Raw genomic sequence first — 21,590 nt, 5'->3', positions numbered from 1 at the left:
CCGACCTCAACTGTTCATTAACGATGACTTTCCCACCGTTCTAATTAATAAAAATAAATATTCAAACACTCAAGATATAACAGAGGTATACTTTCGATATTAATTCCATTTGTCATCAGTTCAATCAATGAAATATAAACACTTTTTAGTACAACCAGGGCAGAAAATATCCTTAAAAGACTATGACCCCAAATATACCGATGATTTTTATCAAAAAAGCGATGCTCAATTGAAATTACAAGAAGGCATTGAGGAAATGCGTAAAGACCAAGATATGCTCTACGCTGATAATAAATATGCCCTATTAATCATTTTTCAAGCAATGGATGCAGCTGGAAAGGATAGCACTATTAAATATGTGATGTCCGGGGTGAACCCCCAAGGTTGTCAAGTTTTTAACTTTAAAACCCCTAGTCAGGAAGAACTAGACCATGATTATTTATGGCGCTATTGTAAATCTTTGCCGGAAAGGGGTCGCATCGGTATTTTCAATCGTTCCTATTACGAAGAAGTATTGATTGTGCGGGTGCATCCAGAAATCTTACAGGCTCAACAATTACCCTACATACCACCAAATAATCAAATTTGGCAGCAGCGATTTAGGGAAATTAATAATTTTGAACAATACTTAACAAATAATGGAATTATTATTTTAAAATTCTTTTTGCATATTTCTAAACAAGAGCAGAAAAAACGCTTTCTCAAGAGAATCGAGCAACCAGAGAAAAACTGGAAATTTACCTTAAGTGATGTTGAAGAAAGGGCTTATTGGGACGATTATATGCACGCCTACGAGGATGCATTTAATCATACTAGTACAGAATGGGCACCCTGGTATATTGTACCGAGCGATCGCAAATGGTTTGCGCGTCTGGTTGTTGCTGGTATTATTTGTCACACATTGCAAAAACTGAACCTCAGTTATCCACAAATTAGTCACGAACAGCGTCAACACCTCCTTACCGCTAAAGCCATGTTAGAAGCGGAAACTGATTAGTTCAGTCGTCTAGTAACCGAATGTAAATCAATCCTACCCCTAGATGACCCGTCGGTTCGTCTCTACTCTTCACAAAAATCAGAAAATTCCCGATAATGTTATCCCTGGCACAGGAAAAATGGATTTTTTTGGATGTTTTTTCACATTTTCGCCCCAATCATGCTATTTAATATAGATAAATAATGCGTAATATTTGCTACAGACTGAATTGTGAGGAACAGGAATAGATTATACTTTACACGGTCAAAAAGTTAGCTTTTCGTTGAGATGGTTAATGTTTAAAGGCCAACAGTCACCTATTAACTGTCAACAAACCAAAAGGGGAATATATCAGCGTGCAAAGTATAAAACATCTAAAAATCAATATGAAGATTAGATGACAAGTTTGGGCGAATTGGCATTAGTATTTTGAAGGAATAATTGGCATGAGCGGGTTTTTCACAGGTGTATTTTTCCATAGTCGTTGGTTTGGTGGGATATTAGTAGCAGGTACTACATTAGTGATGGTCAATGGGGATGTAGTAAAAGCTAAATCTGTAACTTCTCCACCCCAAGTTTGGGTGATGCAGTCAGGTCAGCAGGTGAAGGGTCAACCCTATGTTTGGGTGGTGGAGGATGTGAAAAAAGGTGGACAACAGCCTTTATTGGTTGTAAATCCAACGGATAAAAGTTCAGCCAAAAAACCGACTCCAGCGAAAACTCCAGAAAAGAAAAATAGTGAAATGGAGGATTTTGATGAGGTTGTTAAAGATGCCAAAAAAATCCCTGGGTTGTTTACTTTGTACCGGAATCAAGAGAAAAATAAGATTTTTTTAGAAATTAAACCGGAACAGTTAAACGAGAATTTTTTGGCTACAGCAACCCTCGAATCGGGAATTGGGGAAGCGGGTATTTATAGTGGAATGCCTTTACAGGATTTTTTGTTTTATTTTCAACGGGTTGATGATAAATTACAATTTGCAGTCAGGAATGTGAATTTTCGTACCCGTGAAGGAGACCCCCAGGTACGTTCTGTGGCTCGTTCCTTTAGTGATTCGGTTTTGTATAATTTGGCAATTAAAAGTATTCATCCCCAACGGAAAACCTTACTGATTGATTTGGGTGATTTACTATTAGGAGATTTGGCGGGAATTGCCAGTGCTTTGGAAGTTGCATCCCCGGAACAAAGTTATTTTGGAAGTGCCAAAGCTTTCCCAGAAAATGTGGAAGTGGAAGCAGTTTTGAATATGACTGGTAGTAGTGGTAAAACTAATAGTAACTCAGTTCTATCTCGCTTAGAGTCCTTAGCAGATAGCCGTGGCTTTACGTTGCGGGTACACTACAGTTTATCGCGCTTACCCAACAATAATTATAGACCCCGTTTGGCTGATGAACGGGTTGGTTATTTCCTCACCGCTTACCAGGATTTATCTAGCGATGACCGTAGTGACCCATTTGTACGTTATATTAATCGTTGGGATTTGCAAAAACAAGACCCGAAGGCAGCTATTTCCCCTCCGAAAAAACCGATTGTATTTTGGATAGATAATGCCACACCCTACGAGTATCGGGAAGCCATTCGTGAAGGTGTATTGATGTGGAATCAAGCATTTTTAAAAGCGGGTTTTCAGAATGCCCTAGAAGTTAAACAAATGCCTGATGATGCTACCTGGGATCCGGCAGATATTCGCTACAATACGATTCGTTGGATTAATACGATAGATGGTTATTTTGCAATGGGGCCATCGCGGGTAAATCCGTTGACGGGGGAAATTTTAGATGCAGATATTTTGGTTGATGCTAGTTTTATTCGGGCTTTAAAAAGTGATTATCGCAATATTATTCAACCGCAACAAATGGGGAGGGGAAATCGGACTGCCATTTCTACATTGATGCAAAATCGAATGCTATGTAACCATTCTTTTAATATTAATCATCCAGATAGTATCAAAAAGAATCCCCCAACACAACAGTTACCTCCTGTCCTACAACGTCTGGGGAAACTTGCTCATACCTACGACCTGTGTTATGGAGTGGAAGCGAGTAATCAATTTGCCTACGGGAAAATGACCCTATCCATGTTACAGGGGGTATCCAGAAATAGCATCCAAGCCAAGGATTACGTCCATCAATATCTGCGGTTGATTATCGCCCATGAGGTGGGTCATACTTTGGGTTTGCGCCATAATTTCCGGGGAAGCACTTTCCTCACCCCCGAACAAATGAATAATACCAGTATTACAAAACAACGGGGTTTAATAGCTTCGGTGATGGATTATATCCCCCCTAACATTGCTCCAAAAACTAGTCCCCAGGGTGAGTATTTTCCCCAGACAGTAGGTGTTTATGACGAATGGGCAATTAGATACGGATACACACCCATCCCCGCAGCTACAACCAAAGCCGAAAAACCCGCTTTAGAAAAAATAGCCAGCGAATCCTCTTCAAAACCCGAATTCAGTTATGCTACCGATGAAGATATCTATGACCTCGACCCGACGGTAAACGCTTGGGATAACAGCAGTAATGTCTTGCAATATTCCCAATGGCAATTAGATAATTCACGGCGGTTGTGGGAATTATTGAATAAAGGTTATCCTATCATCGGCGAAAGTTATAGTGATGTCAGCGATCGCTTTATTACTATTTTGCTTAATTACTTCCAAAACATTTACTTTGCCAGCAAATACATTGGTGGCCAATCTTTCTACCGTGTGCGTCCCGACCAAAACCAAACCAACCGATTACCCTTTGAAGCCGTACCCGTGGAAAAACAACGACAAGCACTGAAAGTATTGCACAAATACGTGTTTGCCGAAGATGCCTTAAACTTTCCTCCCGAATTATTAAATAAATTAGCCCCTTCCCGATGGCGACACTGGGGTGTAAATTTACGGGTGGGTAGACTGGATTATCCTATCCATGATCTAGTTCTGTTTTTGCAAGGTTCCGTCCTCTGGGATTTACTTTCCCCAGACCGTTTAACCCGTCTCCAGGATATGGAACTGAAAAACACCACCGCCAAATCCCTGACGATCCCCGAACTCTTTGATACCTTAGAAAGGGGAATTTGGACAGAAGTACTGCAAGCCAAAAATCGAGACATTAAAATTTCCAGTCTCCGACGAGGTTTACAACGACAGTACCTCGATGCATTAACGGTCATGGTGCTACGCAAAGAATCACCCTATGAAAGATTCCCGGAAGATGCCCGTACCATTGCTTGGTATAAACTCAGACATTTGAATGACAAATTGAAGGCAGTCACAGGTAAAGATGATTACACTAAAGCCCATATTTTAGAAACACGCGATCGCATTGATAAAATCCTCGATGCCCGATTACAGTCGAATTAAGCAGCAGGGATGTTCAAATCAACTCAATTTCCCTTAACATTTGTAAATGGTCATTTACAGATGCGAGGGTATTGGCTGTAATCATTCCACTAGCTGCTACTGCTGGTAAACCGATACCGGGGAAAGTGGAATCACCACAACAGAGTAAACCCCGTAGGGGGTTTTTCCGGTGGGAAATAAGCCTGTTTGGGCGGAAATTGCTGGCCCGTAACTGCCTCGATGACGACGTAGGAACCTTGCATGGGTTAATGGTGTTCCCACCAAACTTACTTCCGTGCGCTGCTGGATATCGGGAATTATTTTTGCGATCGCCTTCCACATCACCTCTGACCGAGCTTGTTTCTGTTGTTGGTATGCAGGGGTATGGCGTTTCATCCCTGACCAGAGGTGGTAGGGTTCGTTACCAGGTGTATAGGCATGAATTACGTGTTTACCCGGTGGTGCCAGGGATGGATCAAGGGTGGAAGGTATGGATAGAACTACGACGTTTTGGGGGGTGGTAATGCCTAAATTCCAGTCTTCCACAAAAATATAATGACATGCCAAATCAGCTGGTAATCCTTGGGCATCAATACCTAGGTGTAAATGCATAAAGCTGTCACATTCGGGTGTCGCTTCCCGTTGACGGCGATACTGGGGTGAAATTGCACCATCCGGAATTAGTTTTAAGGTGTCCCAAATGGAGGCATTGGAAATCACAGCCTTTTTGGCGTTGATCTCCATCCCATTCCGTAATTTTACACCCGATGCCCGTTTATTTTTAACCAGTATTTGCTCCACATGGGCATTGAGATATAGTTTTCCTCCGTGTTTCCGTAAACCCTGAACTAAGGCATCCACTAAAGCCGCACTACCTCCCAGAGGATAATCTAATTTAACCCCCGGTTTGTACCAATCTGCAAACATAAATGCCACTTCTGCGGCTGATGTATCCGTTGCTGGTAAACCGGAAAGCAAAAAACACAATAAATTCAACCAGTTATAGATAAATTCGTCCTGAACTACCCCTCGTAATAGGGGAGCAAAAGCCCCTGTCAATTTGCTCACATTCACCGCATGTTTGGCTAAATTACCCAAAAAAGGCATAATAGTGCGTATTGCACCCAAATCCCACCGTAAAGCCGCAGGTGGAATTGCTACCGATGCTTGGGAAAAGGGAGCCATCATTGCCTGTAGATTCTGCCATTCCTCCACAGCAGTTTCCCCCCGTAAATCCCGTAACACCTGACAAAACTGTTCTGCACCTACGGAAGCGGGAAAATATCCCTCCGGAACAAAACAGCCCCAAGTATCATAATTAACACATGGCAGTTCCACACCGATGATATCCAGAACTTGGCGCAGGGGATTGGGGGAAGGAGCAGATAAACCGGAATATAAAGAAGGACCAGAGTCAAATTGATATCCATCCCGTTCAAAACCGTGAGCTGCACCCCCAGGGATAGTATGACTTTCGCACACCACAACACGAAAACCATAATAGCCCAGCAATGCAGCCGCACTTAAGCCACCAATACCGCTACCAATCACAATAATATCGGTGTCGGTGGTGATAGTTTCTGTGGACACTTGCAACTCCAATCAAGGTTTGCTCGATTATACCAAGATAATTACTAATTCGTAATTTGTAATTCGTAATTCGTAATTCGTAATTCTTAATTTGTAATTAACAGGACTTAAGTGATACCAATTTAATGTAAAGTTGCACATAATTTGAACCCACTCCTTCACCTACGGAGAGGGAGAAATTCCGTCCCCTCGTCGTAGCAAGTTCCCGTAGGGTAATTGGGGAGGGTTCAGGTGGGGTTCTTTCTATGCGTCTTCATATTAAATTGGTATAATATGCATACTATTTTGAGGTCGTAGTGAGGACTTTAGTGCTTGCTGGAAAATAGGGAGTAGTAGAGAAAAACCACTTTCATTTGTTCTGGTGTCTGCATTGCATATTACGTAGCTTGCTTCCCGCGTAGCGGTTATTACGTAGACGCGTATCAGCTTACCGTAGGCTAATACAAATTACGAATTATTTTGATTTTAACCAAAATAATAGGATGTGTCGTGGGCTAAAGACCATTCTGGTTTAAAGGTTTTCAGGGATTGGATGTATTGAACGCGCTCAAAGGTTTGGGGATTGAGGTTATTTTGGTGACTCATTATTCCTTGAAATTGACTGATGGCGGAAAACTCATGTTGTTCCATCCATGCACATAATTCTAGTTCTATTTCCTTAATCTGTTTAATTCCATGCAACAGCAAGGTGGAGCATAGCATCGTGACATCTGCACCAACCATAATTAATTTCACTGCATCGTGTCCCCGATGAATACCACTGGTAGCACCTAAATTCGCAGCTATTTGTCCATATAGAATGGCTATCCAACGCATTGGTAATCGTTTTGCTTGGGGAGAACTTAAGAATACATTGGGTTCTACTTGGAGTTTATTTAAATTAATATCTGGTAAATAAAACCGATTGAATAAAACCAATGCATCTGCTCCCGCAAGGTCTAGTTTTTTGGCTAAATTTCCCACATTTGTGAGGAAAGGATTGAGTTTAACTGCAATGGGAATTTTCACCGCAGCTTTCACTGCTTGTAATATATCCAAATAATTTTGCTCAATTTCTCCGCTGGTTAAGTTAATGTCGGTGGGAACGATATAAATATTCAATTCTAATCCATCGGCACCAGCTTGTTCGATATAGCGAGCATAATTAATCCAATTACCCAGGGAGGTGCAATTCAAACTGGCAATAATTGGGATATCGACTTTTTGTTTTGCAGTGCGAATTAACTCGATATATTCATCTGGACGGGTACGAAAAGTTGGCGATTCGGGGGAATAAGCCAAAGAAAACATATGTTGTCCAGAGTTATACTTGGCTTGATAATTATCTTGTTTACTTGCTGCTGGGATTTGCTCTTCAAAGAGGGAATAAAGAACTACAGCTCCCGCTCCCGCATCCTCCATTCGCATAATATTACTAATATCTTCCGACAAGGGCGATGCACTTACAACTAAAGGCGATCGCAATGTCATTCCCATATAGGAAACTGATGTATCTACCCCATAATTCATCATGTCGTCTCCACCCAATTTTTCAGTATGATTTTGAATTTGCTTCTCCTACAAATATATAAATAAAGTTTGAGGATTTTGTGAGGATATCCATCAGGATAATCTCAGTCTGTAAATAGGAAAATTTATGGTTTTGATGAGGTCGTAGATCCGGGAGCAGGGAAAACTACTGTTATCTGTTTTTACTGTCAGCAGTACATCACAGCGACTCACTTGCGACTTCTACCATTTCCCAAAAATGTTTATACATTTTCTCCTCCTCCTTTTGTTGCTTCCCCTACTCCCCCTCTGAAGTAAATTGCAGGGATTTGCTTCAAATAACGTGAGTTCGATCAACCTCACCCCAACCCCTCTCCGCAGAACGGAGAGGGGCAGAAAATTCTGTGGTTTTAACCAAAAATCAATTTTTCCACAGCCTGTATCCATTTTGGAGAGAGGTTATTTGAATCTGTCGAATTCACGTTCAAATAGGGATGATTCCGGATTTCTGATTGAGGAATGGATTAATTATCCTTAATACTTCCTACTGACTATTCCCTACTTACCGTCGGTTTTAAGAATTTTTGAGAAATCTAGGTGATGAACTTTTATAAATAGATTACGGATATTAAAGCTCAAAGCTTAAGAGAAAGAGAAATTCAGTTTGATTCTCCGCAAATTAACTTAAGGTTAAAACTATAAAGAGAAATTATTTACTCGATTGCGCTAGTAGTCTAACAAGTCCACTTTACTGGGTAATATTATTTACTACTCCCTGTTCCCTACTCCCTATTCCCTGACTTCCACCCAGCATTTTGAGTTTGGTGGAGTATTAGAGTTTGCATCTACATTCATTCACCGCTTGAGAGGCGAAACACAATGTATCAAAAAAATATATTCGATGTTGAAGAACAAATTGTTCATGTTGACCTGGGTCGGCAGCAATTAGAGGGAGAATTAATTATACCTGTCAATGCGGAAGGGATGGTTGTGTTTGTGCATGGCAGTGGTCATAGCCGTTACAGCACTCGTAACCGTTATCTCGCCCATATTTTTCGTCAAGCAGGATTGGCAACCTTACTCATTGATTTATTGACGAAAGAAGAGGAAATTATTGACCAAAGAACTAAGCATTTTTACGGTAATGTAGCTCATTTTTCATCCCGATTAGTTACCGTTACCGATTGGCTAAAGGTAAATCCCTTCACACGCAACTTACAAATTGGTTATTTTGGCGATCGCAGTAGTGGGGTGACTGCTTTAATTGCTGCATCAGCACAGAAAAGCGCAGTCAAAGCTGTTGTCACCCGCGGTGTCAAAACCGATTTAGTTGGTATAAATATCGCCTCATTGCTTGCTCCAACTTTATTAATTGTTGATGGTCACGATTTACAAGCAATATCAGCCAATAAATATATTTTTGCCCAAATTCCCACACAGCAGAAACAATTGGAAATCATTGGTGATGGTAATCAATCCTGGGACGAAACCTCAATGTTGCGGGAAATCGGGAGACTCGCTAGCGGTTGGTTCCAGCAATATCTCACATCCACCACCAATGATGATTTTCATCTCTACGCCATGTCCTTGTTCTAAAGCAAGGGAGATGGGGAAAAGCTGATTTTAAAGACTTATGCACTCATTACTCTGAACACGAGTTGAACAGTTAACTGTACGTCGCAGTTTTTTCAAAACTTCGGCGACTTTTTTAAATTCCGCTAATTCACTCAGAGCAATTAGGTTACTATCACCAGTTTGACTGACAATCTGATTATAAATTTTAATTGCCGCATTCAGTTGATTAATATCCACGGATTGGGAGTTAAATAAAGCTTCCAATCTAGCGCTTAGTTCTGTTGTTAAATTAACATCGACTCCAACTTTGGTAAATGCGTCGATGACTTGCTGTTTTGCGAAGGTAATATTATCACCTCGAATCAAAGCGATCACCGTACTATCCTGATTTTGATTACTATTAAAAATCTCATTAATGCTTTTATTTAAACCTGACTGCACCTGGTCTGTCACAATGATGTTATCACCTTGAAATACAATTCCTGGATTCGGTGTGGCAATACCTGGATTTACTGGTGCAAAAGATGAATCTATTGCAGCTCCGCGAATAATTGTATCTCCAGCTAAGGAAACAGGAGCGAAGTTCAGTAAGGAGGAAATACTAACCAGTCCAAAACCAACTTGAAAAATGAATTTGTGACGCATATACCAAAACAAAAATTGAGGATAGAATTTAGTTGGAAGAGTGTGAGTGGGGAGTAATACCGTTTTACTTTAGAGTTGATACCTAACGGGGAGCAAGGATGTGGGAGAAGCGAGGGGAGAAACTGTATCAAAATTTTTGTAAAATGGTATCCGGCAAGAATTAACAGCTAAATCTGTGACTTCTAACCAAACTTTAAGGCTTGCTCAAAACCACTTTATGGAACAAGTTCAACAGCAAAATTGAAAATAAATTCATAATTTTTTTGACTTTTTACTTTCATATTTTTACTTTATAAACTGCTGTAATCCTGCATTTCTCATGGGTGAACCGTAAACGTTGAGTAATGACTTAATTTCCTTTCTCTTCCCTACTCCCTGAAAGTTTTAGGGTTTTGTGAGAAACCTGGGTGACAGAGTATGAGGATTAGAAACGGAAACCGGAACCAGCAATAATGGATAGACCTGATCCAAAATTCAAGTTATCGGTGACATCGGTGTAAATTGCATTAATCACCAGGGGAATATTTTTAATCGGGACAACGGAAACACCCAAATTCAAACGATTTCCTGTCCAACTACCAACCAGAGATGCTTGGGGGATTACCTGTAACCCAACACTACCAAAGACATTCGGAGTGTCTTGACCGTCTGCAAATGCACCCTTGGAACGAAATGCACCACTTCCAACACCAACTGAAACCGTGAGGGGTAATTGATGGTTCGGATTGTCAGGTTGGAGAGGAATTGATGTCGTCACAACTCCGTACAAAGTCGGACGGGTTCGATCCGTATCTCCCCAACGAATCGGATTAGACCAACCAAAAGCAACAGCAGTACCTCGACCAATGAAACGGTGTAATTTAAAGCCAATGGTTCCACTATCACCAAAATCAAAGTCATTTGCATCCCCGATACTGGTAATATTGAAATTGAATTCAATCCCCAGAGAATTTACCGGGTCTCCTTCTCCAAAACCAAAGGACAAGGAACCATCAGTGCGATCGCGTTTACCATCTAATGGAAAGCTGACACCACCCCCAATATAGGCTTGACGAGAACCAACTCCATACGCAGTCGGTGTTCCAGCACTGGAGGACGGTGATGCAACTGGTGGTTTTCCTCTGACAATGACTGGATCAATGGGGTCAATTAGTAATTGCTGACGGAGTTTATTTATCTCTCCAAAGGTATCTCCCACCACTCCGGAAGAATCTGATTGAGCAATGATTTGTTTTTGCTGACGGGATGTTTTTAACTTGGTAATTACATCATCCGTGGTTCCAGGGGATGGGTTTTCACCTTTAGTTACAGGGTCCATTTCCGGAATGGAAACGCGTTTTAATTTGGTGATTAAAGCTGTAGTTCTGGATTTAGTCAGTTCGGTCAAATCCGGTTTTTCCAATTCCGTGGTTAATTTTGGTGCTTGGACTTCACTTAAATCCCGCAAATCATGATTCGGGTGACTATTAGTGTTGGTTTGTAATCTTTGACTGATGGCTTCAGCTTGCAAACGGTGTTGTTTAATTTTAGTGGCAATATCTATCTGCTGGACTGGTAATTGCTCTGTAATTTGTGACTCCCTCCCAGATAGGTCGAAATCGGGAGAAACCGCTGCATCCGCATTTTCCCCAGGAATGGTAATGATTCCAGTGACACAAATTACACTAATTGCTAGCCATTCGGGACAATTAAATAGATAATTAGTATTAAGTTGTTGACTCAATTTGACTCTTCCTCACACTCTACTTACATACACTTAGCTTCCAGGTATTAGGTGTATGTTATGGTTAAAATCTCCGAAAATGTTCAGTATATACACTTAAAAAATCATTCTTTATTGAGAAAATAATTAATCTTTCAAGTAATTATTTTTTCGGCGGAAATGATTTGGTGATGACTGTATTTATGATGATGAAATTTTGATTTTTGTTACATTTGTTTGTTGAATATTGCTCGTGAAAATATTTTTACAAATTGACAAAGGGGAATAAAAGGCTGAGGTAAGGGTTGTAAAACATTGATTTGATTCGTGGCAAGATTTTCATCGATTTTGGGTAGCTTGGTGGGGGTCAATCATGGCATAATTTTTCACGAATGACAAGAGTCCCATACCAATTCATGTTACTTATACTTGGTGTACAAGCTACGTAATTGAAAAAGCTAGATATAGCAATAATTTCATCGATTATATCTGTTGTCTCTATACGGGACAAAACTCGGATTTCTCACAAATTCCTCAAACTTTCAGTGAGTAGGGAGTAGCAGGAAAATCAACCCAATACTCAAGGCTTATCACTCCCTCGTGAGAAATGCAGGAAAAGCTTGTAAAGCGTTATGGTTAGATTTTATTCGTTTTATTGTTCTCAATCTGGACTCAAAAACGGGTAATTTTATTTATGTCCCACAATTTTTGTCCTGTACTTAGAAAAACTTCAGGAACATATTAAAAATATGTGATTTTTTTAGCAACTATATTCAGTATTAGTCTGCAACTATTTGGGTAAGAGAACAAATAAATAAACAAAGTGCAGGAATATCTTCCGCGAAATCATAGAAGAGTAAAAAGAATATGCAACAAAATGTTAACTGGCGTATTAGCAGCATTATATCAGCATCAGCAATTGTAACTATATGTATTTTGTTTAACCTATTAATGGGGAAACAGCTTGAGGTAATAGCACAACAAACTAACTGTGCTAATCCCGGTAGTAACGTAGAATGGAAACTTTGTACTGCAAAAGCTTACCAAGCAGCAGACAGGAGGCTTAATCAGGTTTACAAAAGACTTTATAATCAAGTTAATGGTGATGAGCGTAAAGAATTAATTAAAGCTCAACAAAATTGGATTAAGTTTCGAGATACTAACTGCTTATTTGAAGTCTATAGCTCACGTCGGGGTTCCGGTTATAGCGGTTTTTTGAATAATTGTCTGGAGAGAATGACTAAAGAACGCACAACACAATTAGAACGATACATACAAGAGCGTTCCTTCTAGGTGGTTGAGAACTGTTCATACTGATGATTTAGACAATGATAAATTTATCATTCTTATACTAATTTTAGATGAAAGAGATATAACGCTTACAGGATATAGAGATGCATATAGAGATGCGATATATCGCGTCTTTACTATTTTTTAATAAGTCCTAAGTAGATGGGGGTAGAGAGTAGGGAAAAGCGCTTTTATGCGTTCTGGTGTACGCAGTATTCCCTGCTCCCTCCTCCCGATGCTTACCATTGTGATTTTTTGGATCAACTGGGGAACTATAGAAAGAAGAGTAAACCTGAAGAATTTAGATTAAATCCGTGCGATCGCTAATTTTATTCCCCTATCTCATTGCTGGGGTAATCCCGTTTTGGTTGGGTGCTTGTTCTCCTGCTCCTCCCCAATCTACCCAAAAGTCTACCCCATCATCCCCGGAAACTGTACTACGTATTAGTGTGCAACCGACTCAAGATCGAGTTGAACAGGAACGGATGATTGCACCCTTAGAAGCTCATTTGGAACAGGTGTTGGGACAACAGGTGGATTTTATCCTTGCTCAGGACTACCAAGAAAGTGTGGATATGGTAGTGGATGGACGAGCGAATGCTGTCTATGCTGGGGTTGTCTCCTATTTTGAAGCTGTGGAACGGGGAGCAAAAGTCAAACCCTTGGTAGCTCCCATCGATGCGGATACTGTACGTCCTTGGTATCGTTCCTGTTTTGTCGTAACTGCAAATAGCTCGATTAAAACTTTGCGAAACCTAAAGGGTAAACGGGTGGGTTTTGTTGATCCTTCTTCCACATCCGGTTATCTTGTACCTTTAGCTGCATTGCAACGGGAAGGAATTAACCCAGAGCAAGATTTTTCCCAGGTAGTTTTTGGGGGAACCCATGAGGGAACAGGGGAATTATTAGCAACTCATCAGGTGGATGCGATCGCGACTAATTTGGCTACCTATAATCAATTACGGGAGGAGGGTAAGGGGAAAAATCTGCGGATCATCTGGGAATCAGACCCCATTCCCCATGCTCCCATACTGGTTTCTCAAAACCTACCTCCAGATTTGATTCAGAAACTGAAAAAAGCTTTTTTGACTGCTCCTGAAGGGATTAAGGACTTGATGGGTGCGAAAACCATTGGATATACCTTGGTGGAAGACGAGGATTATGAGTCTATCGAGGAATTACGTCGTCAGGTGAACTTATCCGGGGGGAGCAGTCAATGAAGATAGCAACCAAGTTTATCGGACTGTCCCTGGGATTGGTAGGAGCGATCGCTTTGATTTCTGGTGTTAGTACTTTGTGGCGCAATCAAATCCAACACTCCAGCCACCAAAAGTATAGCCAGGCTCTGCGACGGATGCAAGCAACTACCCTGGTACAAAATCGTCTCTATGCGGAAATTCTCGAACTCAAAGACCATGTGTTGTTCCGCAATATCGATGAGGAGAAGGAGGAAGAGTTCGATCAGGGGATTGAGGGAGCGTTGGATTTGCTAGAATCCCTGGTATCCACACCAGAGGTTAAATATATCCGTGAGCGACAGAAACTTTTTGAGGAATTAGAAGAAAATGTGATTGAGGGAATTAACCGGGGATTAATTAAAACAGAAGCGGATATCAAGGCTGATTTTCGTGCTATCAACGGCTTTAAGCGAGATATTGACTTCTTTTTGACAGATTTAACCGAGGAAGCTCAACAACAAGCAGCAGCAGCAGAAACAGAATTACAACAAGCAAATGCGATCGCGACTAATGTTTCCTATGCCACTATTGTTCTGTTAATTGTGATGGTTTCAGGATTATTTTGGCTAGTTTTACACCCCATAATCCAATCCCTCAAACAACTCCAAGCAGGAGCAAATCAGGTTGGTACAGGGAATTTATCCCATCGCATAGCCATCTACACCCAGGATGAAATTGAGGAGCTATCCCAAGCTTTTAATCAGATGGCGGAAAGTTTGCAACAAAAGTTAAAAGAACTGGAAATTGCTCGCACTGCTGCGGAAGCTGCTAACCGAGCGAAAAGTCAGTTTCTTGCCAATATGAACCACGAACTACGAACTCCCCTTAATGGTATCCTGGGTTATGTGCAAATCCTAGAACGCGAACCCACCACCACCGAAAAACATATTAAGGGTTTTCGGGTGATTCACCAGTGTGCTTCCCATCTCCTCACCCTGATTAACGACATTTTAGATTTATCAAAATTGGAAGCGCAAAAAATGGAACTCTATCCCCAGGATTTCCACTTTGCCAATTTCCTTGCTTCCACTGCGGATATTTGTCGGATTAAGGCAGAGCAAAAAGGTGTGGAATTTAAGTTTCAACCAGGAGCCAATTTACCGACAGCAGTCCATGCTGATGATAAACGATTGCGACAGGTGTTACTAAATCTACTCAGCAATGCCGTCAAATTTACTGATGTTGGCTGCGTTTCCTTTCGGATAGAAGTTGTAGATGATACCTCGCTAGATTCGGAACGGATGCTTCGTATTCGCTTCCAAGTCAAAGATAGCGGGATTGGTATTGCCGAGGAAAAATTAGCTTCCATATTCCTCCCCTTCGAGCAAGCAGGGAAAAGAGAACGGAATATGGAAGGGACAGGATTAGGACTAGCCATCAGTCAGCAAATAATTCAGAAAATGGGAGGTGAAATTCACGTTGAAAGTGTTCTGGGTCAGGGAAGTTGCTTTTGGTTTGAACTCGACCTACCCCTTGCTTCCGAATGGATAACCACAGAAGCGATCGCGGATCAAATTGTAGTGGGTTATCAAGGGGAACGACGGAAAATTCTTGTGGTGGATGACCGGGAGGAAAATCGCTTAGTTACGATGAATATGCTGGAACCCTTGGGTTTTGAAGTTGCGGAAGCGGAAAACGGACAACAGGGTCTAGATATTGCTCAAAAAATACGTCCCGACCTAATTATTACCGATGTTCACATGGCTGTCATGGATGGTCTGGAAATGACCCGTCAATTGCGACAAATGGTCGATTTTGCTCAAACCCCCATCATCGCTTCCCCCGCAACCCTATCCCAGGTAGATATGCAGGATAGTGTGGATGCAGGATGTAGCAGTTTTTTCCCCAAGCCTCTGGATTTTAACGGATTACTGGCGGAAATCAAACGGTTGTTGAACTTGGAGTGGATTTGGGCAGAAAACCCTAATGTAGAGATTACGGAGGATGATAATTCCACTCAAACAGCAGAAATAGTCTTTCCACCCCCAGAGGAACTAGCAGCCCTTTATACCGCCGCCCAAGGTGGCTTTATGAGTGAGGTACAACAGGAAGCAAACCGTCTCAAACAATTAGCACCTAAATATATTCCCCTAGCCAATAAAATCCTGGAATTGAGTCAGCAATTTGATGATGAAGGGATTTTACAACTTTTAGAACCTTGGGTGTAGTCACCCCATGTTCCAATCCCCAATTATTTATCGGCTATTTCGTTTTATTTTCATCTTAAAATCGTGATTTACACTGAAAAACAAATCACTCCTCATAGATAAAAATATCTTCTTTAGGAATCATATTGGATTTTTGTTCCCCTAACCTGTACTCGTGTGGCAAAACCAAGTACATCTGTGTTCCTTACTTCCTGTTCCCTACCTACGTCAGTCATTTCCATATTCAAATCGGATTCCTATAAATGTTGAAAACTAAAACCCTCTTCAAAACACCAGGAGTAAAAAATGACCACCGAAGTGCCCGCTCAGGAAAATACAATTTTGGTCGTAGATGATACACCCACCAATTTACAGGTACTATTCGACCTCCTGAGTGCGCATGGTTATCGAGTTGCGATCGCCAAAAATGGGGAAACCGCTCTGCAACGCTTAGAAACTTCCCAACCTAGCCTAATTTTACTAGATGTGATGATGCCGGGAATCGATGGGTTTGAAACCTGTCAACGCATCAAAGCAAATCCTAACACCTGCGATATCCCGGTATTTTTTATGACAGCTTTATCTGACCCCGTAGATAAGGTGAAAGGATTTAGTTTAGGTGCTGTTGATTACATTACTAAACCGATTCAAAACGAGGAAGTATTAGCGCGGATTCAGGTACATCTGCAACTACGTAGTGCTAACCGCATTATGGAACAACGCACCCAGGAATTACAGCAGGCACTAGTAAATTTACAAAAGGCTCAGTTGCAATTAGTACAGGGTGAAAAAATGTCTGCCCTGGGTCAGTTAGTCGCGGGAATTGCCCACGAAATCAATAATCCCGTTAATTTTATCCATGCGAATATTACCCATGTCAGGGAATATGTTCAGAATTTACTAGATTTTCTCTGTCTCTATCAACACCATTATCCCCAACCTATTGCGGAAATCCAGGAACGAGCCGCAGAAATTGATGTGAAATTTTTACAGCAAGACCTGCTGAAAATACTTAAATCAATGGAAATTGGTAGCGATCGCATTCGGGATTTGGTGTTGTCTTTACGAAATTTTTCCCGTTTAGATGAAGCGGAATGTAAACAGGTGGATATCCACGAGGGTATCGAGAATACTTTACTAATCCTACAGCATCGCCTCAAAGCCAAACCTCATTTCCCGGCAATCCAGATAATTCGGGATTACGGTCAATTACCAGCAATTGAATGCTATCCCGGTCAACTGAACCAGGTATTCATGAATATTTTTAGTAATGCCATTGATGCTCTAGAGGAAGCAAAAATAGATTCTCCCACCATCACCATCCGCACATCGATGGTATCTGGATGGGTGACAATTTCTATCATCGATAATGGTGTCGGTATTCCTGAAAATATTCGCGACCAGCTTTTCAATCCCTTTTTCACTACTAAACCTGTCGGTAAGGGAACTGGTTTAGGATTATCCATCAGTTACCAAATTATCACAGAAAAACACGGTGGCAAAATTGACTGTTACTCCACTTTCGGAAAGGGAACAGAGTTTATAGTACAGATTCCAATTTCCCAAAGAACTTCTTTGTTCCCTCATTAGAAAATAACTTATTCCCCTTCCCTACTCACTCCTATGTATTTAGAAATACTTTTATCTGGACAGATTCTGCATTATCCAGTGGTTCCCTTTACAAATGCGATCGCGGTGGTTTCGCAACACAATACTAAATTTGGTAGTTACAATATACAGTTAAAAGATTTTTTTATTCCTGGTGTTTGAGCAAAATTTATATCCCAGATTTCTCACAAATTTCTCAAACTCTCAGGAAGTAGTAATTAATTTTAAAAAAAATAAACTTCTTGTTGAACGAGTGATTCAGGTATTTTAATTTCTGATTTATTGTTGTTGATGGTTTACATCAAACATGAACTGTTAACGAAAAAATCACGAATAATTTCGGCAAATTGCTGCGGTTGTTCCCAGTGGATATTATGACCACAATTTTTAATTATCTGAAGGGAAAATTTAGGATTAAAACTACACATTTTTTGGTTAATTTCGACGAACTTCCTATCTTGTTCACCAACGATTAATAGTACTGGTAATTGTAGATTAGCTAATTTATCCCACAAAGACGGTTGTACACCTATTCCCATATATTGCAGGGATTTAGCTAATTCCAAAGGGTGACACTGTAAGCGTTGCTGAAGCATTTGAGGAAAATCAGGATGATGACTAATTTGACCAAAAATGGGTTGTTGATACCAATTAATTAAAAACTGTTGAAAATCATTGGCTTGTAGACAACGATTTAATTTTCTGGCAATTCCTAAATCATTTTTTATCCTGGCTTCTCGTTCCTCAATCGTTGCTAATCCCGGAGAAGCTGATTCTAAAATTAAGTGGGAAAAACGATGGGGATAATTAATTCCTAAATATAAACCCAATCTGCCACCCATCGAATAACCTACAAGTAAACATTTGCAAATGTTTAAGCTATCTAAAAAATCGATTATTCCCTCAGCAACCTGAGACATACTATAGGGCTTTTCGTTCTCTAATTCTGTATCTAACAAGATATTTTTACCGTGTCCTGGTAAATCTATAGATACACAACAAAAATCAGTTTTTAAAAACCTAATTACAGGACTAAATTCTTCCCTATTCCCCATAAATCCATGCAAAAATAACATACATGGATTTTCTATTTGATTTACTAGAGAACTAGAAAAGTTAAAATTATATACCATGCATAGGAAGATGTTTTAAAAGTCGATGTTAATACTTAACAAGTGCGTTGTCAGTCCTGATTTATTTTTCCATCTCCTCTAAATACTCCTGAACAATAGCCGCAATCTTGGATTCTACCTCAGCTAATTTACCACTCTTATCTTTCTTATCTTTATAGTAACCATATTGATGGAGAATCCTAATTGCATTATCAGCCGCAAGTTGGGATAATTTGATTAACCTATTTTCTCTTATCTCTAACTCATCAACAACAGGTGATTCCTGATATTTTGTACCATCCCTAGCAATAATCTCCTCCGCTTTACTCACACTACATAAATAGGTTGCATCACCTAATGCACCAACTTCTCTACCTTGGTAGGTATACCGTGTTCCCGAAGAAACTGTAATTGTACCTGTTGATGATATGTGGGTAACGGTTTCAATCGTCGCCTTCCTACCACGCCAATCATCATAAAAAAATACACCGATTTTGTCACCAACTTTTAAATCGTGAATTTGCACTCCTACCCCCTAATTTCTCCTTCCTTCTCCCCGTTGTGCATAATCTTCTTCTTTTTCTTGTTTTGTGGATTGTTGGGAATTTAAGCGCAGTCTAGAAGCATTTTGATTCAGCTGATTGCTTTCAATTCTCAGTGTTTGTAATGCTAATTCTGCACGGGTTCTCAGAGAAACTTCCTCATCTTCTGCCATGACCTTCTCTAAGTCTGAAGTAATTTTGACAACTAGCTCCCCTTGCACTTTGAAGATTGCGATCGCTAGTCTTTCTAAACCAACTACTCCAGCATAGCGCACCACCCACTCCGGGTCTTGACATACCACTGTTAATACTTCATAGGCTCGCTGTTGAGCAATTTTCGCCTCTTCCAGGGGTAATTCCTGCCATTTTATTATCCCCAATCCCCTTGCAGCAGCTCTACGTACACTCAAGGCAAAGTCATTTTTAGCTGCGTCCAGCAAGGTTTCCAGTCCCCGTGGATCACCGATTCCCGCTAAAGCACGGACAGCCCAAGCCCTAGCTCCATAATTATAATTATCAATCAATTCCAATAACGGTGTCACTGCCGGTTTACCAATTTTTACCAACCCGTCAACGGCAGCAACGGCAGCACCTGGATTATTATACCCCAAAGCCGCAATCAAAGTAGGCACAGATTCTTCTAAACTGGCATCTGCTAAATTTTGTACCGCTTCCAATAGTGTTTTTGAGGAATCAGCTTCTTCTACTGCTTTAACTAATGTTTGACAAAGTTGGGAATTATTCATGATTTAATCTAAAAATGTTTATCCGGAAAATAAAGAGTCAAGAGTTAAGAGTTAGAAATAAACTGGAGTTCGTAACTCTTAACTCATAACTCTTGACTGGATTTTATAGTAGCGAGTCCATCAAGGTAATCACTCTTATAACATCCTCCGTTAAGGTGGGGGTGGGGGGTGAGACCTTTTTTACCTGATGTTCCAGTAATCCTTTGAGGGCAATTAATTTTAAACTGTTTTCTGCTAAAGTTTGGGAAATGGCTTCAGCTGCTGGTAAGTAACCAATGGCACCTAAATCCGTCAAGGCTGCACGACGTAATTGTAAATCATCCACACCTAAAGCCCTAACTAATATATCGCCATACTTTCCTTCATTGGTCAACTGATACATTGCCCTTGCTGCGGCATACTGTACCCGCGGTGTCGGATGCTGTAAGAATAATTCGATTTGGGGTATCAAATCAATGGCTTGTAAACTACCCAAGGCTTCAATAATCGCGTCGTAGGGATGGGTATTATCCGGTTGGGGTTGGATTAATCCTTCCCCCTCCACCCCACAGGATAACAAATTACCTAAAGCCGGAATCGCCGAACTATCCCCCAGCATTCCCAAGGACTCAGCAGCAGCTTCTCGCACGTAAAAATCTGCACATTCTAAAGCTTGAATTAATCCCTCTACTGCTGATAAATCACCTATTTTCCCCAAAGCACGGGCCGCATTGCGTCTTAATGGATACCCACCTTCCGGTGTGCGGTCATCCGTATCCTCCAGAGCGATAATTAATTCCCTGACTGCTTCTGGATTTTGCACCCGAAATCTTCCTAACCACCAAGCTGCATAAAAACGCAAACCTAAATCATTCCCGCGTAAATTTGCGATCACTTGTTCAATTGTCAGGGTTTCATTATCTTGATTTTGTTCAAAGTTGGCATCCATTTAACTATCAAAATTCTCGCTTGTAAATAGGGAGTGGGGAGCAGGGAGTAATTAGCTATTTTCTTGTTTGGTTGTCTCCAAAGGAAATGGGGGGACTGATTTGGATCGGATTGAGTAAGTCACAGAGAAAAAACTGATTTTGCAAGCGATTGATGCATCAAGAAGTATCCAGGATGCACTGTAGTTAGCGAAGTCACAAAGAAAAAACTGATTTTGCAAGCGATTGATGGGATTTTAGTCGCCAAAAGTGCCAACATATAGGTATGCAAGGCTTAAAAACCTGGCATTTTTAATTTTTTGGGTCTTATGAAAAGCGGAATAGTTGGGTTAAAACTATTCCTGTACACACGCGACATGTCGCATCTCTACTGACTCCCTGTTCCCTACCCTTAGGAAAAGACTTTTTCCGCATACCCTAGTTATTGTCGTGATTTTCAGTACTTTCTGCTGCGGACACAGGTTGGATACTCACAATTTTTCCACCCATCCGAGTAATCCGTCGCATTTCCGAGTTCATCCGGTTGTAGGGAACTGTAATAATTGTATTGGCACTACTACGAATTTGATAGCCCAAATTGTCAGTTTCATCACTTTGCTTAAGTCCAGCAACTTCGTAGCGAAATAGTTTTGTTCCCAGCATAATTTTATTCCTCTTCCATCTCAATAAC

At 40.7% G+C, this 21,590-nt stretch carries 15 protein-coding genes and 1 pseudogene; 7 read left to right on the top strand and 9 right to left on the bottom strand.

From position 1 onward, the window contains the following. The first annotated feature begins 127 nt into the window (after positions 1-127). Both CDC37_RS22025 and CDC37_RS22020 read left to right on the top strand, forming a co-directional pair. Positions 128-997: a polyphosphate kinase 2 family protein gene (locus CDC37_RS22025; RefSeq protein WP_096625158.1), complete on the top strand. Its 870-nt coding sequence runs from the start codon at positions 128-130 to the stop codon at positions 995-997. A gap of 425 nt (positions 998-1,422) precedes the next feature. Next, a complete protein-coding gene (locus CDC37_RS22020; RefSeq protein WP_096625156.1) occupies positions 1,423-4,332 on the top strand; it encodes a zinc-dependent metalloprotease in 2,910 nt (969 codons plus the stop codon). Between the two features lie 13 nt (positions 4,333-4,345). On the opposite strand, the pseudogene CDC37_RS22015 reads toward CDC37_RS22020, so the two are convergent. Continuing rightward, positions 4,346-5,913: pseudogene (locus CDC37_RS22015) on the bottom strand (phytoene desaturase family protein). A 453-nt stretch (positions 5,914-6,366) separates the two neighbouring features. Continuing rightward, positions 6,367-7,413, bottom strand: a complete 1,047-nt coding sequence (locus CDC37_RS22010) for a dihydroorotate dehydrogenase-like protein (RefSeq protein WP_231943146.1) — start codon at positions 7,411-7,413, stop codon at positions 6,367-6,369. Between the two features lie 855 nt (positions 7,414-8,268). On the opposite strand from CDC37_RS22010, the gene CDC37_RS22005 reads away from it, so the two are divergent. Continuing rightward, the gene (locus CDC37_RS22005; RefSeq protein ID WP_096625152.1) at positions 8,269-8,985 is read left to right on the top strand and encodes an alpha/beta hydrolase family protein; all 717 of its coding nucleotides are present in this window, start codon (positions 8,269-8,271) and stop codon (positions 8,983-8,985) included. 27 nt (positions 8,986-9,012) lie between these two features. On the opposite strand, the gene CDC37_RS22000 is transcribed toward CDC37_RS22005, so the two are convergent. Both CDC37_RS22000 and CDC37_RS21995 read right to left on the bottom strand, forming a co-directional pair. Continuing rightward, a complete protein-coding gene (locus CDC37_RS22000) occupies positions 9,013-9,609 on the bottom strand; it encodes a hypothetical protein (RefSeq protein ID WP_096625150.1) in 597 nt (198 codons plus the stop codon). A 424-nt stretch (positions 9,610-10,033) separates the two neighbouring features. Then, positions 10,034-11,332 carry a hypothetical protein gene (locus tag CDC37_RS21995; RefSeq protein ID WP_096625148.1) on the bottom strand — a complete coding sequence of 433 codons (1,299 nt, stop codon included), beginning with the start codon at positions 11,330-11,332 and terminating at the stop codon, positions 10,034-10,036. Positions 11,333-12,178: 846 nt separating this feature from the next. Here CDC37_RS21995 and CDC37_RS21990 point away from each other — a divergent pair. The 4 genes from CDC37_RS21990 to CDC37_RS21975 all read left to right on the top strand — a co-directional run bounded on the left by CDC37_RS21990 (position 12,179) and on the right by CDC37_RS21975 (position 17,576). Next, entirely contained in the window at positions 12,179-12,604 is a 426-nt protein-coding gene (locus tag CDC37_RS21990) for a lysozyme inhibitor LprI family protein (RefSeq protein WP_096625146.1), read from the top strand. Between the two features lie 311 nt (positions 12,605-12,915). Next, a complete protein-coding gene (locus tag CDC37_RS21985) occupies positions 12,916-13,821 on the top strand; it encodes a phosphate/phosphite/phosphonate ABC transporter substrate-binding protein (protein ID WP_096625144.1) in 906 nt (301 codons plus the stop codon). Beyond that, positions 13,818-16,007 carry an ATP-binding protein gene (locus CDC37_RS21980; protein WP_096625142.1) on the top strand — a complete coding sequence of 730 codons (2,190 nt, stop codon included), beginning with the start codon at positions 13,818-13,820 and terminating at the stop codon, positions 16,005-16,007. The genes CDC37_RS21985 and CDC37_RS21980 overlap by 4 nt, the downstream gene beginning before the upstream one ends. 285 nt (positions 16,008-16,292) lie before the next feature. After that, positions 16,293-17,576: a sensor histidine kinase gene (locus tag CDC37_RS21975; protein ID WP_096625140.1), complete on the top strand. Its 1,284-nt coding sequence runs from the start codon at positions 16,293-16,295 to the stop codon at positions 17,574-17,576. A 314-nt stretch (positions 17,577-17,890) separates the two neighbouring features. On the opposite strand, the gene menH is transcribed toward CDC37_RS21975, so the two are convergent. The 5 genes from menH to CDC37_RS21950 form a co-directional block, all read right to left on the bottom strand. Next, positions 17,891-18,670: a 2-succinyl-6-hydroxy-2,4-cyclohexadiene-1-carboxylate synthase gene (gene menH, locus CDC37_RS21970; RefSeq protein WP_231943145.1), complete on the bottom strand. Its 780-nt coding sequence runs from the start codon at positions 18,668-18,670 to the stop codon at positions 17,891-17,893. Positions 18,671-18,788: 118 nt separating this feature from the next. Next, complete coding sequence (locus tag CDC37_RS21965; protein ID WP_096625136.1) at positions 18,789-19,232, bottom strand: hypothetical protein; 444 nt, start codon at positions 19,230-19,232, stop codon at positions 18,789-18,791. Positions 19,233-19,241: 9 nt separating this feature from the next. Next, on the bottom strand, positions 19,242-19,994 hold the full coding sequence (locus CDC37_RS21960; protein ID WP_096625134.1) for a HEAT repeat domain-containing protein: 753 nt from the start codon (positions 19,992-19,994) through the stop codon (positions 19,242-19,244). A 103-nt stretch (positions 19,995-20,097) separates the two neighbouring features. Then, positions 20,098-20,922 carry a HEAT repeat domain-containing protein gene (locus CDC37_RS21955; protein WP_096625132.1) on the bottom strand — a complete coding sequence of 275 codons (825 nt, stop codon included), beginning with the start codon at positions 20,920-20,922 and terminating at the stop codon, positions 20,098-20,100. 415 nt (positions 20,923-21,337) lie between these two features. Then, positions 21,338-21,562: a phycobilisome linker polypeptide gene (locus CDC37_RS21950; RefSeq protein ID WP_096625130.1), complete on the bottom strand. Its 225-nt coding sequence runs from the start codon at positions 21,560-21,562 to the stop codon at positions 21,338-21,340. Between the last annotated feature and the right edge of the window lie 28 nt (positions 21,563-21,590).

Source organism: Calothrix sp. NIES-3974 (assembly GCF_002368395.1).
In the GTDB taxonomy this organism is placed as follows: Bacteria; Cyanobacteriota; Cyanobacteriia; order Cyanobacteriales; family Nostocaceae; genus NIES-3974.
Note: the sequence above shows the minus strand (reverse complement) of the source record. Positions and strands in the feature narration are given on the sequence as shown.

Bases quoted from the DNA above. Each gene is read 5' to 3' on its own strand.
- CDC37_RS21960 (WP_096625134.1), bottom strand. From the start codon at position 19,994: ATGAATAATTCCCAACTTTGTCAAACATTAGTTAAAGCAGTAGAAGAA.
- CDC37_RS22020 (WP_096625156.1), top strand. From the start codon at position 1,423: ATGAGCGGGTTTTTCACAGGTGTATTTTTCCATAGTCGTTGGTTTGGT.
- CDC37_RS22010 (WP_231943146.1), bottom strand. From the start codon at position 7,413: ATGATGAATTATGGGGTAGATACATCAGTTTCCTATATGGGAATGACA.
- CDC37_RS21990 (WP_096625146.1), top strand. From the start codon at position 12,179: ATGCAACAAAATGTTAACTGGCGTATTAGCAGCATTATATCAGCATCA.
- CDC37_RS21980 (WP_096625142.1), top strand. From the start codon at position 13,818: ATGAAGATAGCAACCAAGTTTATCGGACTGTCCCTGGGATTGGTAGGA.
- menH (WP_231943145.1), bottom strand. From the start codon at position 18,670: ATGTTATTTTTGCATGGATTTATGGGGAATAGGGAAGAATTTAGTCCT.
- CDC37_RS22025 (WP_096625158.1), top strand. From the start codon at position 128: ATGAAATATAAACACTTTTTAGTACAACCAGGGCAGAAAATATCCTTA.
- CDC37_RS21950 (WP_096625130.1), bottom strand. From the start codon at position 21,562: ATGCTGGGAACAAAACTATTTCGCTACGAAGTTGCTGGACTTAAGCAA.
- CDC37_RS21975 (WP_096625140.1), top strand. From the start codon at position 16,293: ATGACCACCGAAGTGCCCGCTCAGGAAAATACAATTTTGGTCGTAGAT.
- CDC37_RS22000 (WP_096625150.1), bottom strand. From the start codon at position 9,609: ATGCGTCACAAATTCATTTTTCAAGTTGGTTTTGGACTGGTTAGTATT.
- CDC37_RS22005 (WP_096625152.1), top strand. From the start codon at position 8,269: ATGTATCAAAAAAATATATTCGATGTTGAAGAACAAATTGTTCATGTT.
- CDC37_RS21955 (WP_096625132.1), bottom strand. From the start codon at position 20,922: ATGGATGCCAACTTTGAACAAAATCAAGATAATGAAACCCTGACAATT.